Origin of the sequence: Rhodoblastus sp. (assembly GCF_019449565.1) — a bacterium.
In the GTDB taxonomy this organism is placed as follows: Bacteria; Pseudomonadota; Alphaproteobacteria; order Rhizobiales; family Beijerinckiaceae; genus Rhodoblastus.
In genome coordinates this window covers 152,364-169,599 of sequence record NZ_JAGRPM010000027.1, presented here as the reverse complement: position 1 = coordinate 169,599, position 17,236 = coordinate 152,364, and the positions used below count along the sequence as shown (strand labels likewise).

Sequence of the window (17,236 nt, the reverse complement as noted above, 5' to 3'; positions counted from 1 at the left end):
CGAGAGGCCCTGAAAACATAAAGCCCAATTACCGCCAGCGGTCGTGCGTCCACATCCACTGGTCGGGATTCTGGCGGATGGATTTCTCCAGCTCCGCCTGCATCGCCGCCGTCGCCTCATAGATGTCGGCGTTGCGGTCTTCGGTGCGCGGAACGTCGATTGGCGTGATGAACATCTTGAAGCGCACGCCCGGCATGCGATAGCCGTGGATGAGCAGCAGCGGAATATTGCACTGGCGCGCGAGCATGGCGGGAAAGGGCGTGGTCTGCGCAGGACGGCCGAAGAACGGCGTGGGCAGGCCCATGAAGGCCTGCTGGTCGACCAGAACGCCGACCACGCCGCCGGCGCGGGCGTGGCGGATCAGCGCGACCGGCGTTTCGATGGCGTGCTTGGCCATGAGCCCGGCGGCGTAATATTTGCCGCGCCGGCGAAGCATGTCGGCGTCCACGAAGGGATTGCTCATCGGCCGGTAGACCGCCATCGGGCTGAGGCCAAACTTGTTGACGACCGCGCTCGCGCCTTCCCAATTGGCCTGGTGCGCCCCGCATAGAACGGCGCCCTTGCCGCTTTTCGCCACCGCCTCCAGCAGTTCCGGATTGGCGACCTCCACACGGTCACGGACGATCTCGTCGATGTGGAAAAACTCGCCGACGACGCAGCCGATATTGTACCAGACGGCCAGCGCCAGCTTGTCGCGCTCTTCCTGAGACATCTCGGGAAAGGCGGCGGTCAAATTGCGCATAAGCCGAGGGTGGCGCTTCTTGGAATGCGGGCCAAGCTTCGCCATCAGCGTGCCCGCGATATTGGAAGCCCATTCGACCGGCATGATCGTGAAGATCACGCCCATGAGCCGGAAGCCGAGATATTCGATCCAGTAGCGAAAATTGGGCTCTTTGGGTCCCATCGAGTCAAAACCTTGCCTATTTGACGACAAAGGCTCCGGAACCGCGCGACAAGTCCCGCGCACATCGCCGAAGCATGAGGATCGCCCGCGTCCGATGCGCGAGCCGGATAGAGCGCCAGCATCCAGATTTGATCCCTAGCGCCCCGCGCCATGCGGGATAGCCGCAATTTCGCCAGCGATCGCTTGCGGGCGTGCAAATGTCGGGCGTCTGGCGACGGCGCCTCTATTGGCGGCAAGCGCGATCCGCCGCCAAAACATTGACTTACCCACGGGGCGCCAAAAGGATCGAGTCTAAACCTTGACGTGCGCCGCTCTAGCCAAGGCCTGACCCGCCGTCAAGCCGCGAGCCTTCCAGCTTCGCCTGCGCAATTTCGCCACAGATCGCAAATATTGGCTGCCACGACGCTGGCGGGACTTTCGCAATGCGGCGCGAATCATTAATGAATGGTTCATACGCCAAATCCTACAAACGGCGTCGGGAATTGCTTCGAGGGCCAATGGGCGCCGGGGCAAAGGAATGGAGTTCTCATGCGGGCGATCGGGCGGCGCGTTTTCAGGCGGCTATCGGCGAAGGCCGCGGCGCCGCTGCCGGGGCGGCGCTGATGGCTCGATCTTCCTTTCGCAAGCTTGCCGCCGCTGGCGGCGTTTCGCTACTGCTGGCCTCTTGTACGGTCGGCCCCGACTATGCGCCGCCCGATGTCGCCACGCCTGTCAATTTCAAGGAGCTGAAGGGCTGGCGCCAGGCGCGACCGCGCGACGGCGCCGATCGCGGCGCCTGGTGGTCCGTCTATCGCGATCCGGAGCTGAACCGCCTGCTGCCGCAGGTGGAGGTCAACAACCAGAATGTCGCCGCCGCGCTCGCCGCCTATGAGCAGTCGCAGGCCCTGATCCGCCAGGCGCAGGCGAGCCTGCTGCCGACCGTCGATGGCGCCTATGAGGTCACCCGTTCCGGCGCCGGCGCCCGCGCCGGCACAAGTTCCGGCTCCGCCGTTTCATCATCGGTCAGCCGGGCATACGCCAAGACTGTCTTTTACCCGCAGGGGACGGTGAGCTGGACCATCGACGTGTGGGGCAAGATCCGCCGCCAGATCGAAAGCAATGTCGCAGGCGCTCAAGCGGATTCCGCGCTGCTCTCCAATGCGACGCTCTCCGCCCAGGCGCAGCTCGCCATCGCATTCTTCAATTTGCGCTATGAGGATTCCCTGAAGGACCTGTTCGACCGTACGGTCAAGGTCTATCAAGAAACCGAGAAGATCACCCAGAACCAGTATAATAGCGGCACGGTCTCCAAGGCGGATCTCATCACCGCGCAAACGCAGGTGCTGAACACACAGGCGCAGTCCATCGCGACGGAGATTCAGCGACAGCAATATGAACACGCCATCGCGGTACTCGTCGGCCGCCCGCCGGCGGACCTCGGCATTCGCCGTGGCTCCCTGCGCCCGTCGCCGCCCGCCATTCCGGTCGGACTGCCCTCGTCCCTGCTGGAGCGCAGGCCCGACATCGCCGCGGCCGAGCGGCAGGTCGCGGAGCAGAACGCCCTGATCGGCGTCGCGGTCGCAGCCTATTACCCGAGCATCACGCTCTCCGCCGCCGGGGGCTTTTCGGGACCGAACGCCTTCCCCTTCCTCGCTGCATACCAGATCTGGTCAATCGGAGCCTCCGCCGCCGATCCGCTGTTCGATGGCGGCCAGCGCCTTGCGCAGGTCGATTCCGCCAAGGCGAGCTATCGCCAGTCCGTCGCCAATTACCGGCAGACCGTGCTGTCCGCCTTCCAGCAGGTCGAGGACCAATTGGTCGCTTTGCGCGTTCACGCCAAGCAGCTCAAGGTGCAGGAGCAGGCGCGCGACCAGGCTGCCGAGGCGGTCAAGGTCTATCTCAACCAATATCGCGCGGGCACGGTCCCCTTCACCACCGTCGTCGTCGCCGAAGCCACCCTGCTTGCCGACGAGGAAGCAGTGCTGGGGACGCGGCAGGCGATGTTCGTGGCCAATGTCACACTGATCGAGGCGTTGGGCGGCGGCTATGACGCCGCGAGCCTGGCTGCCGAGACGGCGCCGCCCTTGATCGAGGCGGTGGCGCGCTCTGCGCCAATTCCGCCGACGCCTTAAAATCCGCCCTTCCGTCGCCTAAATCGACGGGAGGCGCATGGACCGTTTGCAAGCGAAGTGGACGCCGGCTCGCGTGATGAGCGGAAGCTCCGCCGAGCAATGACGCGTCCAACTGAAAAACTGGAGCCTCGATCCGGTTGTTTCGGATCGAAAAGTCTCTGGCCGGCCAAGGCCCCGATCCGCGAGGCCCGAACCGCTGGATCCGGAAAGTATCGACTGATGGAAGAGAGTGAAATGACCATCATACAGCGTCAGGCAGGCGATGGCGGCGCCGGGTCGACGGGAACCCCGTCCCGCGAGAAGGCCGCAGGCGGTCCCCGCGCGCCACGGCCCTGGGGGCGCTGGCTTGTCCTGATCCTCGCCGCCGCGCTGGCCTTCTGGGGCTGGAGACATTATCGGCAACCGGATCATGCGACGACGACGGCAGACCAGGCGGCGGGCACGACCGCGAAGGGCGGCCAACGCGGCGAACGCGAGACTACGGCCCCGGTCGGCATAGCCACGGTCGCGCCCGCCGACCTCCATGTGACCATTAACGCGCTCGGCACCGTGACGCCGCTGGCGACGGTGACTGTGGTGAGTCAGATTTCGGGCTATCTGCAAGAGGTCGGCTTCAAGGAAGGCCAGAATGTCAAGAAGGGCGACTTCCTCGCCCAGATCGACCCCCGCCCTTACGAGGCGCTCAAAGCGCAATATGAGGGCCAGCTCGCGCATGACCAGGGCCTGCTCGCCCAGGCCAAGGCGGACGACACCCGCTACCAGACCCTGCTGAAGCAGAATTCGATCGCGGCCCAGACGGCGCAGAACCAGAAATATGTCGTGCAGCAATATGAGGGAACGGTGCGCTCCGATCAGGCGCAGATCGACGCCCAGAGCCTCAACATAACTTACGCGCGCATCACTTCCCCGATCGAGGGACGTATCGGACTGCGGTTGGTTGACCCGGGCAATTACGTCCAGGCGGGCTCCAGCAGCGGCATTGCGGTGATCACCCAGATGCAGCCGATCTCGGTGCTGTTCTCCGTGCCGGAAGACGCGCTGGCGAAGATTCTGCCGAAAATTCGCGAGGGCGCGAAGCTCGAGGCCGTCGCCTATGACCGCGCCAATGTCAAAAAGCTCGCGACCGGCGCGGTCAGCGTGCTCGACAACCAGGTCGACACCACCACGGGCATGGTGAAATTGCGCGCCAATTTCAGCAATGAGGACGAAACGCTCTTCCCCAATCAATTCGTCAATATCCACTTGATGGTGTCCGTGCTGAAGGACGCCCTTGCCGCGCCGCTCGCCGCCGTGCAGCATGGCGCGCCGGGCGATTACGCCTATGTCGTCGTCGACGGAAAGGCCGCCGTGCGCGTGCTGAAGCTTGGCCAGACCGACGGCGATCAGGTCCAGATCCTTTCGGGCCTCGCCGCAGGCGACCAGGTCGTGGTGGACGGCGCCGACCGCCTGCGCGAGGGCGCCGAAGTCCGCGTCGTCGCGGGCGGGGGAAAGGACGCCGATGGCAAGCGTCCCTGAGCCGAAGGGGCCTTCGCGGCCCGGAGGCGCGCGTCGATGAATATTTCCGAACCCTTCATCCGGCGCCCCGTTGCGACGACGCTGCTCATGATCGCCATGCTGCTGGCTGGCCTCATGGCCTATCGCCTGTTGCCTCTGGCGACCCTGCCGTCGGTGGATTATCCGACCATTCAGGTCCAGACCTTCTATCCCGGCGCAAGCCCCGAGGTGATGACCTCTTCCGTCACGGCCCCGCTGGAGCGCCAGTTCGGCCAGATGCCCGGGCTCAGCGAGATGACATCGGCGAGTTCCGCCGGCGCATCGATCATCACCCTGCAATTCGGGCTTTCCCTTACGCTTGATGTCGCCGAGCAGGAGGTCCAGGCCGCGATCAACGCCGCCAACAATCTGCTGCCGGCCGATCTTCCCGCGCCACCGATCTATTTCAAAGTCAATCCCGCCGACGCGCCGATCCTGACCCTCGCGGTGACGTCCAAAACCATGCCTTTGACCGAGCTGGAGGATCTCAGCGAGACCCGGCTGGCGCAAAAGATTTCGCAGCAGCCCGGCGTCGGCCTCGTCAGCGTGGCGGGCGGCCAGCGACCCGCGATCCGCGTCCAGCTCAATCCAACGGCGCTTGCGGCCTATGGGCTAAACATCGACGATGTGCGCACCATTCTGGGCAACGCCAACGTCAATATTCCAAAGGGCAGTTTCGACGGCCCGACGCAAAGCTCGACCATCGCCGCCAACGACCAGGTCACCAATGCCGAGGGCTTCGCCAAGGTGGTCCTCGCCTATCGCAATGGAGCGCCCGTCCGGCTCAGCGACGTCGCCACGGTCATTGGCGGACCGGAAAACAGCAAGCTCGCGGCCTGGGCGAACCGTACCCCCGCGATCATCCTCAATGTCCAGCGCCAGCCGGGAGCCAATGTCATCGCCACGGTGGATTCGGTGCGCAAGCTGCTGCCGAAACTGCTGGCCGACCTGCCGGCGGCAGTGGATGTCGAGGTGCTGACCGACCGCACCGTGACGATCCGCGCCTCGGTCGAGGACGTGCAGTTCGAACTCGTGCTGGCCATTGTGCTGGTCGTGCTGGTGATCTTCCTGTTCCTGCGCACGCTGCCCGCGACTCTCATCCCAAGCCTTTCGGCGCCGCTGTCGCTGGTCGGCACATTCGGCGTGATGTATCTGCTGGGCTACAGCCTCGATAATCTTTCGCTGATGGCGCTGACCATCTCCACCGGCTTCGTCGTGGACGACGCCATCGTGATGATCGAGAATATCGCCCGCCACGTCGAGAATGGCGTCAAGCCATTCGACGCGGCGCTCAAGGGTTCGCGGGAGATCGGCTTCACCATTATTTCGCTGACGGTCTCGCTGATCGCGGTGCTGATCCCGCTGCTGTTCATGGGAGAGGTAGTGGGGCGGCTGTTCCACGAATTTGCTGTGACGCTGGCCGTCACCATCGTCATTTCCGCCTTCGTCTCGCTGACCCTGGTGCCGATGATGTGCGCGCGGCTCATCCGCCATCGGCCGGACAATGAGCGCGGGTGGTTCGATCTCGCCGCCGAGCGGGTGTTCGACCGGATCATCGCCGGCTACGCCCGCGCGCTGGACGTCGTGTTGCGCCACCAGTTTCTGACCCTGCTGGTCGCCATCGGCACGATGGGTCTCACGGCCCTGCTTTACATGGCGATCCCCAAGGGCTTCTTCCCGTCGCAGGACACCGGCGTGATCCAGGCCATGTCCGAAGGGCCGCAGGACGTGTCTTTCAAGGAGATGGTCCGCCTACAGGGCGCCCTTGCCGAGGTTTTGCTGAAAGACAAGGATGTCGCCTCCATCACCTCCTTCGTCGGGGTGGACGGCTCCAATCTCACGCTCAATTCCGGCCGCTTCCTGATCAATCTGAAGCCACAGGATCAGCGCACGGACAATGTCGCCGAAGTCATCCGCCGCTTGAACCGCGAGTCGGGCGAGGTCGAGGGCGTCAAGCTCTATATGCAGCCTTCGCAGGACCTGACGATCGACGCCAGCGTCACCCGCGCGCAATATAAATTCGTGCTGGAAAACGCCAATCGGGGCCTGTTCGCAGAATGGGCGCCCAAGCTGACTGACCGCCTGCGCCAGCTTCCGGAACTGACGGACGTCGGCAGCGACATGCAGCAGCAGGGCGCGGCGCTGGACGTCACCATCGACCGCGAAACCGCCGCGCGTTTCGGCATCACCCCGGCGACGGTGGACAATGTCCTCTATGACTTGTTCGGACAACGCATTATTTCGACCATCTACACCCAGTCGAACCAATATCGCGTGATCCTGGAGGGCGCGCCCTCGGTGCAGAATTCGCTGAAAGGGCTTGATTCGATCTATCTGCCGTCCAACGCATCGAGTTCCGGCGGGCAGGTTCCGCTCTCGGCCATCGTCCATGTCAAAAAGCGCGCTGGCTCGCTGGTTGTCACCCATTTCGGCCAGTTCCCGGCGACGACCATTTCCTTCAATCTCGCCAAGGGCGTCTCGCTGGGCGAGGCGGTGGCGGCGATCGACCTAGCCAAGGCGGAAATCGGCCTGCCCGAGTCCTTCCTAGTCGCCTGGCAGGGAGCGGCGGCGGCGTTCCAGTCTTCGCTGACCAACCAGCTGCTGCTGATCGCGGCGGCGGTGGTGACGATGTATATCGTGCTGGGCGTGCTCTATGAGAGCTTCGTCCATCCGGTCACCATTCTGTCTACTCTGCCCTCGGCCAGCGTCGGCGCACTGCTGACGCTGCTGCTGTTCGGCTATGAGCTCGACGTCATCGCCGTGATCGGGATCATCCTGCTGATCGGCATCGTGAAGAAAAATGCGATCATGATGATCGACTTCGCGCTGGAGGCCGAGCGCGTCGAGGGCCTCGGCCCGGTCGAAGCGATCCGCCAGGCCTGCCTGCTGCGCTTCCGGCCGATCCTGATGACCACCATGGCCGCAATTCTGGGCGCCCTGCCGCTGATGCTTGGAACCGGCGTCGGCTCGGAGCTGCGCCGGCCGCTCGGCTTCGCCATCGTCGGTGGCCTCGTCGTCAGCCAGGTCCTGACCCTCTTCACCACGCCGGTGATCTATCTCTATTTCGACCGGCTGGCCGTGCGGCTGAGCGGGCGCCGTCCCAATGCGCCACTCAAGCCGGCGGCGGAAGGGGAGCCGGCGGAATGAACATTTCCGCGCCCTTCATCCGACGCCCGGTCGCCACCATCCTGCTGACCGCGGCGATCGCTTTGTCTGGCGCGCTCGCCTTTTTCCAGCTGCCGGTCGCGCCGGTGCCGCAGATCCAGATCCCAACCATAACGGTCAACGCCTCCTTGCCCGGCGCCAGCCCCGAAACGGTCGCCAACAGCGTGGCTCAGCCTCTCGAACGGCATCTCGGGCAGATCGCCGACGTGACGGAAATGACCTCGACGTCGAGCCTCGGCCAGAGCCGCGTCATCCTGCAATTCGGCCTTAATCGCGACATCGACGGCGCGGCGCGCGACGTTCAGGCGGCCATCAACGCCGCCCGCGCGGACCTGCCGACCAGCCTTCGCTCCAATCCGACCTATCGCAAGGTCAACCCCGCCGATGCGCCTATCCTTATTCTCAGCCTCACCTCGAAAACGCTTACACGCGGCCAGCTCTACGACGCCGCAAGCAATGTGCTCCAACAGCGCCTTTCGCAGATTCCGGGTATCGGCCAGGTCATCATCGGCGGATCCGCCCTGCCCGCCGTGCGCGTCGAGCTGAATCCGCAGGCCCTGTTCAAATATGGCATCGGACTGGAGGATGTGCGCGCCGCGCTCGCCTCGGCGAACGCCAATGCGCCCAAGGGGGCCATTGAGGAGGATGAGCGCCACTACCAGATCTACACAAATGACCAGGCCTCCCACGCCGAGGATTACAGGCCGCTGGTTATCGCCTATCGCAATGGCTCGGCTGTGCGCCTATCCGACGTCGCGACCGTGGTGGATTCGGTCGAGGACCTGCGCAACGCCGGCTTCGCCAATGGCGTCCCCTCCGTTCTGGCGATCCTGACCGCCGAACCGGGCGCCAATATCATCCAGACGGTCGACGCCATAAAGGCCGAGCTGCCTCGCTTGCAGGCGGCGCTGGCGGGCGACATCACCCTGAGCACGGCGATGGACCGCTCGCAAACCATCCGCGCCTCGCTCAAGGACACCGAGATCACCCTGATGATCGCGGTTGGCCTGGTGACCCTGGTGGTCTTTCTGTTCCTCGGTAACGCCCGCGCCACTTTGGCGCCAGCCATTGCCGTGGTGGTGTCGATCGTGGGCACGTTCGGCGTGATGTATCTGATCGGCTACAGCCTCAATATCCTCTCGCTGATGGCCCTGACCATCGCCACCGGCTTCGTGGTCGATGACGCCATCGTCGTGGTCGAGAATATCGAACGCCATATCGAAGCGGGCATGGAGGCGACCGAGGCCGCCGTGCTCGGCGCGAAGGAAGTCGGCTTCACGGTTCTTTCCATCACTTTGTCGCTGATCGCGGTCTTCACGCCGATCCTGTTCATGGGCGGACTGGTTGGGCGCTTCTTCCGCGAATTCGCGATGACCCTGACCATCGCCATCCTGATCTCGCTGGTCATTTCCTTGACCACGACGCCGATGCTCTGCGCCCTTTTCATGCGCCGCAGTCAGGGCGTAAAGCGCACGCATTTTCTCGAAGAGGCGTTCAACAAGGTGCAGGCCGCTTATGGCCGCAGTCTGGCCTGGGCCTTGCGCCATCCCCGCCTGATCATTTTCGCACTGGCGGCGACCGTCGGCCTCAATTTCTACCTCTACGCCCACGTCCCCAAGGGCCTGTTTCCGCAGCAGGACACCGGCCGCCTGATGGGCAAGCTTGAGGCCGACCAGAGCATCTCCTTCCAGAGCGTGAGCAAGAAGCTCGCGGAAATGATCGAGATCGTGAAGGCCGATCCCGCAGTCAAGAATGTCGTGGGCTTCACCGGTGGGGGCGCCGGACCGGGCGGCTCCACCAATACCGCGACCGTCTTCGCATCGCTGAAACCCGTGTCCGAACGCAAGATGGGCGTGGACGCGGTGATCGCCCGGCTGCGCGGCAAGCTTTCCCATGTGCCCGGCGGACGGCTGTTCTTCCAGGCAGCCCAGGACATCAGTCCGGGCGGGCGGCCATCCTCGGCGCAATATCAATATACGCTCTATGCGGACAAAACCGCCGAGCTATATGAATGGGCGGAGAAACTGACCGACAATCTGGTCCGGCGGGGGCGCCTCAAGGACGTCACTTCGGACCAGAAGATCAAATCGCTCGAATCCGATCTGGTGATAGACCGAGACGCCGCCTCGCGCTACGGGCTGACGGCGGCGATGATCGACAACACGCTCTATGACGCCTTCGGCCAGCGCCAGGTCTCGACCATCTTCTCGGCCATCAACCAATATCACGTCGTCATGGAGATCGACCCGCGCTATACCCAGCGCCCCTCCATGCTCGACGAAATCTACATTTCCACCGCCGGCGGCGCGGCCAACGCCGTCGCCTCCACCAGCCTGCCAAGCGGCGCGGTGACGAAGAAAACGGAGGCGGGCGCCAGCGCGACGGCGCAATCCGGGACCTCCAGCCTCGATTCGGCCCGCAACGCCGCGACGAATGCGCTGGCGGCTTCCGGCAAAAGCTCGGCCTCCGCCGGCGCCGCCGTCAGCACGACCAAGGAGACAATGATTCCGCTCTCCGCGATCAGCCATTACGAGCGCGGCAACGCTCCTCTGTCCGTCAATCACGAAGGCCCCTTCGTCACGACCACCATTTCCTTCAACCTCGACCCGAAGGATTCGCTCAGCGACGGCATCGCCGAAATTCACGCCGCCGAAGCGGAAATTCACATGCCGATCACCGTGCATGGCGGCGCCTCTGGGTCCGCCCTCGTTTTCGTCGGCTCGTTCAACACGCTGCCGCTGCTGTTCGGGGCCGCCATTCTGGCGATCTATATCGTGCTGGGAATACTCTACGAGAGCTATATCCACCCGATCACCATTCTCTCGACCCTGCCCTCGGCGGGCGTTGGCGCCCTGCTCAGTCTGTGGGCGTTCGGCATCCAATTCGACATCATCGCCGCAATCGGCGTGATTCTGCTCATCGGCCTGGTGAAGAAGAACGCAATCATGATGGTAGATTTCGCCATCACCGCGAAAAGAGACCACAACGCCAGTTCCTATGACGCGATCTATGAGGCCTGCCTGCTGCGCCTGCGGCCGATTCTGATGACCACATTCGCCGCCTTGCTTGGCGCCCTGCCGCTCGCGATTTCCTTCGGCGAAGGCGGCGAAATGCGCCGCCCGCTCGGCGTGTCGATCATTGGCGGCCTGATCGTCAGCCAGATCCTGACGCTCTATACGACGCCGGTCGTCTATCTCTATCTGGACCGTTTCAGTCTTTGGTTGCAGACGAAACGTCGGTCCCTGTTCGGCGCCCGCGCGGCGCCGGGCGCCGAGGCCGCGCAAAACGGCTGACGGGCGCCCTTGTCTGCCCGAATAAGCTCCCCATCTCAAAGGATTGGCGCGATGCGCCGTCGCGGCGGCAGATATTTGCGTCGTAAGGCGCCCCGCGCAATAGCCCTTGGCTGATAGATTGCGTCTATCATTTCTTCAGAAAAAATAATTTGCGTCCATCAAGGGCGTCACGCACAAATTATCGCTACCTGCACCTATAAAAAGCAGGATCTGGAGGATACGCATGACTGTTCCGGTCGCCTGGGACGAGAATCTGGCCGTCGAGCTGATCACCGAACGATCCGCGCTCGAAGGCGCGATGCTTCCTATCCTGCATGCGTTGCAGGAAAAATTCGGCTATGTCGATTCGCGCGCGGTCGCGATCGTCGCCAACACGCTAAATGTCTCGCGCGCCGAGGTTTTCGGCACGATTTCCTTCTATCACGACTTCAAGCGCCAGCCGCCGCTCGGCCGCACGATCAAGCTCTGCCGCGCCGAAGCCTGCCAGGCGCGCGGGGCCGAGGAACTGGCCGCCCATCTCGAAAATTCCGAGGGCGTACAAATCGACGGCGGCTATCACAATGGCGTGCGAGTTGAGACCGCTTTTTGCCTCGGCAATTGCGCGCTTGGCCCCAACGCGCTTTTCGACGGCGACATCTTCGGGAAGCTCGATCCGCAGAGCCTGAGCGAGCTTTACGCCGCCGCCTCGCGCAAGGCCGGAGCCCGGCAATGAGCATTCGGGTCTATATTCCCCGCGACGCCGCCGCGCTTTCGGTAGGCGCCGAGGCCGTTGCCGAAGCCTTTCGGCGCGAGGCCGCCACGCGCGGGCAAACGGTCGAGATCGTCCGCAACGGCTCGCGCGGCATGATGTGGCTTGAGCCACTGGTCGAAGTCGAGACGGACCAGGGCCGCATCGCCTATGGCCCGGTTTCGGCGCGCGACGTCGCCTCCTTGCTGGAGGCCGGCGCGCTCCAGGGCGGCGACCATGCTTTGCGCCTCGGCCCGACGGACCAGCTCGACTGGATGAAGCGCCAACAGCGCCTTACCTTTGAGCGCATCGGCGTCATAGACCCGCTTTCGCTCGCCGATTATTGCGCCCATGGTGGCCTCAAGGGCCTCAAGGCCGCGCTGGCCATGACGCCCGCAGACGTGGTCGAGCAAGTTCGCTTGTCCGGCCTGCGTGGGCGTGGCGGGGCTGGCTTCCCGGCCGGCATCAAATGGAAGACCGTCCACGACGCAGCCGCCGACCGCAAATATGTCGTTTGCAACGCCGACGAAGGCGATAGCGGCACCTTTGCCGACCGCATGATTTTCGAAGGCGATCCCTTCATGCTCATCGAGGGCATGGCGATCGCGGCTTATGCCGTCGGCGCGACCAAGGGCTTCATCTATCTTCGCTCGGAATATCCCCACGCGGCGACCGCCATGGAAAGCGCGCTCAACAGCGCCAAACAGGCCGGCTGGATCGGCCGCGACGCCTTCGGGCGCGGCAAGCCCTTCGATCTCGAACTGCGGATCGGCGCCGGGGCCTATATTTGTGGCGAGGAGACGTCGCTGCTGGAGAGCCTCGAAGGCAAGCGCGGCATCGTTCGCGCCAAGCCGCCTCTGCCGGCGCTGTCCGGACTGTTTGGCAAGCCCACGCTCATCAATAATGTGCTGACCCTCGCCGCCGTCCCCTATATTTTGGCGGAAGGCGGGAAGAGTTACGCCGATTTCGGCATGGGCCGCTCGCGCGGCACCCTGCCCGTCCAGCTCGGCGGCAATGTCTTGCACGGCGGATTGATCGAACTGGCGTTCGGCGTCAGCCTGCGAGAAATCATCGAGGGTTTCGGCGGCGGAACCGCTAGCGGACGCCCGATTCGCGCCGTTCAGGTGGGAGGCCCGCTCGGCGCCTATATCACCGAAAAAGAACTCGACCTGCCCATGGATTACGAGACCCTGGCCGCCAACCGCGCCATGCTCGGACATGGCGGGATCGTGGTGTTCGACGACACCGTCGACATGGCCAAAATGGCGCGCTTCGCCTTCCATTTCTGCGCCAAGGAAAGCTGCGGCAAATGCACGCCCTGCCGCATCGGGGCGACCCGCGGCGAGGAAACCGTCGCCAAGATCATCGCCGGAACCAATGTCGAGGCCAATATCGCCATCGTGCGCGACCTCTGCGACGTCATGACCGCCGGCTCGCTCTGCGCCCACGGCGGTCTCACCCCCATGCCAGTGCTGTCGGCCATCGACCGCTTCCCCGAGGATTTCGTCCCGGCCGAGCGCAAGACCGCGGCCGAATAGGAGCGCCTTATGAGCCTCATTCAGGAAATCGATTTCGGCACGCCGATCCGCGTCGCTGAAAAGACCGTGACCCTCATCATCGACGGCGAGCAGATCAGCGTTCCCGAAGGAACCTCGGTCATGGCCGCCGCCATGTCGCGCGGCGTGAAGATTCCAAAACTCTGCGCCAGCGACAATCTTGAGCCGTTCGGCTCGTGCCGCCTTTGCCTCGTCGAGATCGAAGGACGGCGCGGCACGCCCGCCTCCTGCACGACTCCGGCTGAAAACGGCATGGTCGTGCACACCCAGAACGAGCGCCTCGCAAAGCTGCGGCGCGGCGTGATGGAGCTTTATATCTCCGACCATCCGCTGGATTGCCTGACCTGCTCGGCCAATGGCAATTGCGAATTGCAGGACGCCGCCGGCGAAGTCGGCCTGCGCGAGGTCCGCTACGGCTACCAGGGCGAGAATCATCTCCAAGACGTAAAAGACGAATCGAACCCCTATTTCTCCTATGACCCGTCGAAATGCATTGTCTGCAACCGATGTGTGCGCGCCTGCGAGGAAGTGCAGGGCACTTTCGCCCTGACCATCGAGGGCCGTGGCTTCGACTCGCGTGTAAAGCCCGGCCCGACCAATTTCATCGAATCGGAATGCGTCTCTTGCGGCGCCTGCGTGCAGGCCTGCCCGACCGCAACCCTGATCGAAAAAAGCGTCATAGAGCGCGGCCAGCCGGAACATTCGCTCATCACCACCTGCGCCTATTGCGGCGTCGGCTGCTCGTTCAAGGCCGAAATGCGCGGCGACGAACTGATCCGCATGGTTCCCTACAAGGCCGGCAAGGCCAATGAAGGCCATTCCTGCGTCAAGGGCCGCTTCGCTTATGGCTACGCCACGCACAAGGACCGCATGCTGAAGCCGATGATCCGTGCGCGGATCACAGACCCGTGGCGCGAAGTGAGCTGGGAAGAGGCGATTTCCTACACCGCAAGCGAGCTGAAGCGCATCCAGGCGCAATATGGCCGCGAGTCCATCGGCGCCATCACCTCCTCGCGCTGCACCAATGAAGAAGTCTTCGTGCTGCAGAAGCTGGTGCGCGCCGCCTTCCGCAACAATAATGTCGATACCTGCGCCCGCGTCTGCCATTCGCCGACCGGCTACGGCCTCAAGATGACGCTCGGCACCTCGGCCGGCACGCAGGATTTCGCATCGGTGGATGACGCCGACGTGATGCTCGTGATTGGCGCTAATCCGACCGACGGCCATCCGGTGTTCGCCTCGCGAATGAAGAAGCGCCTACGCGCCGGGGCGAAGCTCATTGTCGCCGATCCGCGCTCCATCGACCTCGTCCGCACGCCTCATGTGCAGGCCAATTATCACCTCCAGCTCAAGCCGGGGACCAATGTCGCGCTGGTGAATTCGCTGGCGCATGTCATCGTCACCGAAGGCCTCGTGAACGAAGCCTTCGTGCGCGCGCGCTGCGATCTCGACGAGTTTGAAAGCTGGGCGCGTTTCATCGCTTTGGCGCAGAATTCGCCTGAGGAGATGGAGCAATATACGGGCGTGCCGGCCAAGGACGTGCGCGCCGCCGCCCGGCTTTACGCCAGCGTCAGGAACGCCGCGATCTATTACGGCCTCGGCGTCACCGAACACAGCCAGGGCTCGACCACCGTCATGGCGCTGGCGAATCTCGCCATGGCCACCGGGAATATCGGCCATGTCGGCGCCGGCGTGAACCCGCTGCGCGGGCAGAACAATGTGCAGGGCTCCTGCGACATGGGCTCCTTCCCGCATGAACTGCCGGGCTATCGCCACGTTTCCGACGATGCGACCCGCGAGACTTTCGAGGCCCTATGGGGCGTGGAGATCGACGACGAGCCTGGCCTGCGCATCCCCAACATGATCGACGAAGCGGTTGCAGGCAATTACAGGGGCCTTTTCGTACAGGGCGAAGACATCGCCCAGTCCGACCCCAATACCCAGCACATTTCATCGGGCCTCGCCGCGATGGACTGCGTGATCGTACAGGACCTGTTCCTGAACGAGACTGCCAAATACGCCCATGTTTTCCTGCCGGGCTGCTCCTTCCTGGAAAAAGACGGCACCTTCACCAATGCCGAGCGGCGCATCAACCGCGTCCGCAAGGTCATGGCGCCGCTGTGCGGCAAGGACGAATGGCGCGTCGCCATCGAACTCGCTCACGCCATGGGCTATGAGATGAACTATGGGCATCCGTCCGAGATCATGGACGAGATCGCGGCCCTGACCCCGACCTTCGCGGGCGTCAGCTATGCGAAGCTCGACGAGATGGGCTCGGTGCAATGGCCCTGCGACGAGGCGGCGCCCTACGGCACGCCGCTGATGCATGTCGACCGCTTCGTCGGCGGCAAGGGCCATTTCATGCTGACGGAATATGTCCCGACCCGCGAGCGCAGCGGGCCGCGCTTTCCGCTCATTCTCACCACCGGGCGCATCCTGTCGCAATATAACGTGGGGGCGCAGACAAGACGGACCGAGAACGGCTTCTGGCACATGGAAGACGTGCTGGAAATCCACCCCTTCGACGCCGAACAGCGCGGGATCGTGGATGGCGACCTCGTCTCCATCGTCAGCCGCGCCGGCGACACCGCGCTGCGGGCGAAGATCTCGGAACGCATGCAACCGGGGGTGGTCTATACCACCTTCCACCATCCCGGCTCCGGCGCCAATGTCGTGACCACGGACAATTCCGACTGGGCGACCAATTGCCCGGAATACAAGGTCACGGCCGTCGAAGTGCGGCGCGTCAATGCGCTCTCTTCCTGGCAGGAGCGCAACGCCCAAGAGGATGTGAGCCTGCGGAGAGTCCTGGAGGCGACCCCGGATGCCGCAGAATGACCGTCCGACCGCGTCGCATTTGACGCCGGCGCTCCGGATCGACTCGGCGAGCGGCCTCGCGATCCCGACGCAGCGGCCCATCGCCACTGAAATTCCGGTGAGCTTCGTCTATGGCGATGCGCCCTATGCGGTGATGATGGCGAGCCCCGGCGACGCCGAGGATTTCGCCTATGGCTTCAGCCTGACCGAGGGAATCGTCCGCTCGCCGGACGAAATCCGCGCGGTGACGGTCGCGCCGCAGGCCCAGGGCCTGTCCGTCGGGATCGAACTGGCGCCGGGACGGTTCCGCGAACATCTCGCGCGCCGCCGCGCCATGACCGGCCGCACCTCCTGCGGCTTGTGCGGCGTCGAGACGGTGGAGCAATTGCCCCAGGCTGAGAAGCTTAACCCCGCCCCGCCTGTCCCCGCGCGCGCGATTTTCGCCGCCCTGGCCAATCTTGACCGGAATCAGAAGCTCAACGCCGCGACCCACGCTGTCCACGCCGCCGCTTTCTGCTCGCGCGACGGGGCCATCAGGGCAGTGCGCGAGGATGTCGGGCGCCATAATGCGCTCGACAAATTGATCGGCGCCTTGATCCGCGAGAGCGTGTCGCCGCGCGAAGGCTTCATTCTCGTCACCAGCCGCGCCTCCTTTGAAATGGTCGAGAAGGCCGCGATTTTTGGCGCGTCCACCCTTGTCGCCATCTCGGCGCCAACCTCGCTGGCGATCGAACGGGCGCAGGCTCTGGGCCTGACGCTCGCGGCGATCGCCCGCGCCGACAGCATGATGATTTTTTCCGGCGCGCTTGAAGCTCAGGGCGGCGCTAGATCGGAGGCCGCTGCGTCATGAATCAGGAAACGCATATTTTCGCCCATGACGACAACAACGCCAAGCTGATCCGCATGGCCCAGGAAATCGCCGATTATTTCCACGCCTATCCGCAAGAGAAGGCGGCCGAGTCCATCGCGAGCCACATCAACCATTTCTGGACGCCAAAAATGCGCGAGGACTTCCTCGCCGCCGCCGAGGCTCCGGGGCAGTCTCTAACTCCCCTGCTGCAAGCCGCGCGCGGCGGGATTAGAAGAAAAAAGATTAAGTAAAAACAAACTATAGAACAATCCCTTGGGGG

General features: G+C 63.8%; 10 protein-coding genes. 9 read left to right on the top strand and 1 reads right to left on the bottom strand.

Annotation, left to right across the window (positions count from 1 at the left end; genetic code table 11):
• Positions 1 to 28: 28 nt before the first annotated feature.
• Positions 29 to 904, bottom strand: coding sequence for a lysophospholipid acyltransferase family protein (locus tag QZ409_RS06815; RefSeq protein ID WP_296708373.1), 876 nt, complete (start codon positions 902 to 904; stop codon positions 29 to 31).
• Positions 905 to 1,506: 602 nt separating this feature from the next.
• On the opposite strand from QZ409_RS06815, the gene QZ409_RS06810 reads away from it, so the two are divergent.
• The 9 genes from QZ409_RS06810 to QZ409_RS06770 all read left to right on the top strand — a co-directional run bounded on the left by QZ409_RS06810 (position 1,507) and on the right by QZ409_RS06770 (position 17,207).
• Positions 1,507 to 3,015, top strand: a complete 1,509-nt coding sequence (locus QZ409_RS06810; RefSeq protein WP_296708371.1) for an efflux transporter outer membrane subunit — start codon at positions 1,507 to 1,509, stop codon at positions 3,013 to 3,015.
• Between the two features lie 234 nt (positions 3,016 to 3,249).
• A complete protein-coding gene (locus QZ409_RS06805; protein ID WP_296708368.1) occupies positions 3,250 to 4,530 on the top strand; it encodes an efflux RND transporter periplasmic adaptor subunit in 1,281 nt (426 codons plus the stop codon).
• Positions 4,531 to 4,566: 36 nt separating this feature from the next.
• Positions 4,567 to 7,695 (top strand): MdtB/MuxB family multidrug efflux RND transporter permease subunit, encoded by a 3,129-nt coding sequence (locus QZ409_RS06800; protein WP_296708364.1) that lies wholly within the window; start codon positions 4,567 to 4,569, stop codon positions 7,693 to 7,695.
• A complete protein-coding gene (locus QZ409_RS06795; protein ID WP_296708361.1) occupies positions 7,692 to 11,006 on the top strand; it encodes an efflux RND transporter permease subunit in 3,315 nt (1,104 codons plus the stop codon). Before QZ409_RS06800 ends, QZ409_RS06795 begins: the two co-directional genes overlap by 4 nt.
• Before the next feature lie 223 nt (positions 11,007 to 11,229).
• Entirely contained in the window at positions 11,230 to 11,718 is a 489-nt protein-coding gene (locus QZ409_RS06790; protein ID WP_296708359.1) for an NAD(P)H-dependent oxidoreductase subunit E, read from the top strand.
• On the top strand, positions 11,715 to 13,271 hold the full coding sequence (locus QZ409_RS06785; RefSeq protein ID WP_296708357.1) for a formate dehydrogenase beta subunit: 1,557 nt from the start codon (positions 11,715 to 11,717) through the stop codon (positions 13,269 to 13,271). The genes QZ409_RS06790 and QZ409_RS06785 overlap by 4 nt, the downstream gene beginning before the upstream one ends.
• Positions 13,272 to 13,280: 9 nt before the next feature.
• Positions 13,281 to 16,127 (top strand): formate dehydrogenase subunit alpha, encoded by a 2,847-nt coding sequence (gene fdhF / locus QZ409_RS06780; protein WP_296708353.1) that lies wholly within the window; start codon positions 13,281 to 13,283, stop codon positions 16,125 to 16,127.
• Entirely contained in the window at positions 16,114 to 16,956 is an 843-nt protein-coding gene (gene fdhD / locus QZ409_RS06775) for a formate dehydrogenase accessory sulfurtransferase FdhD (RefSeq protein WP_296708351.1), read from the top strand. Before fdhF ends, fdhD begins: the two co-directional genes overlap by 14 nt.
• Positions 16,953 to 17,207, top strand: coding sequence for a formate dehydrogenase subunit delta (locus QZ409_RS06770; protein ID WP_296708349.1), 255 nt, complete (start codon positions 16,953 to 16,955; stop codon positions 17,205 to 17,207). The genes fdhD and QZ409_RS06770 overlap by 4 nt, the downstream gene beginning before the upstream one ends.
• Positions 17,208 to 17,236: the final 29 nt, after the last annotated feature.

Bases quoted from the DNA above. Each gene is read 5' to 3' on its own strand.
- QZ409_RS06785 (WP_296708357.1), top strand. From the start codon at position 11,715: ATGAGCATTCGGGTCTATATTCCCCGCGACGCCGCCGCGCTTTCGGTA.
- QZ409_RS06805 (WP_296708368.1), top strand. From the start codon at position 3,250: ATGACCATCATACAGCGTCAGGCAGGCGATGGCGGCGCCGGGTCGACG.
- QZ409_RS06810 (WP_296708371.1), top strand. From the start codon at position 1,507: ATGGCTCGATCTTCCTTTCGCAAGCTTGCCGCCGCTGGCGGCGTTTCG.
- QZ409_RS06770 (WP_296708349.1), top strand. From the start codon at position 16,953: ATGAATCAGGAAACGCATATTTTCGCCCATGACGACAACAACGCCAAG.
- QZ409_RS06800 (WP_296708364.1), top strand. From the start codon at position 4,567: ATGAATATTTCCGAACCCTTCATCCGGCGCCCCGTTGCGACGACGCTG.
- QZ409_RS06795 (WP_296708361.1), top strand. From the start codon at position 7,692: ATGAACATTTCCGCGCCCTTCATCCGACGCCCGGTCGCCACCATCCTG.
- QZ409_RS06815 (WP_296708373.1), bottom strand. From the start codon at position 904: ATGGGACCCAAAGAGCCCAATTTTCGCTACTGGATCGAATATCTCGGC.
- fdhD (WP_296708351.1), top strand. From the start codon at position 16,114: ATGCCGCAGAATGACCGTCCGACCGCGTCGCATTTGACGCCGGCGCTC.
- fdhF (WP_296708353.1), top strand. From the start codon at position 13,281: ATGAGCCTCATTCAGGAAATCGATTTCGGCACGCCGATCCGCGTCGCT.
- QZ409_RS06790 (WP_296708359.1), top strand. From the start codon at position 11,230: ATGACTGTTCCGGTCGCCTGGGACGAGAATCTGGCCGTCGAGCTGATC.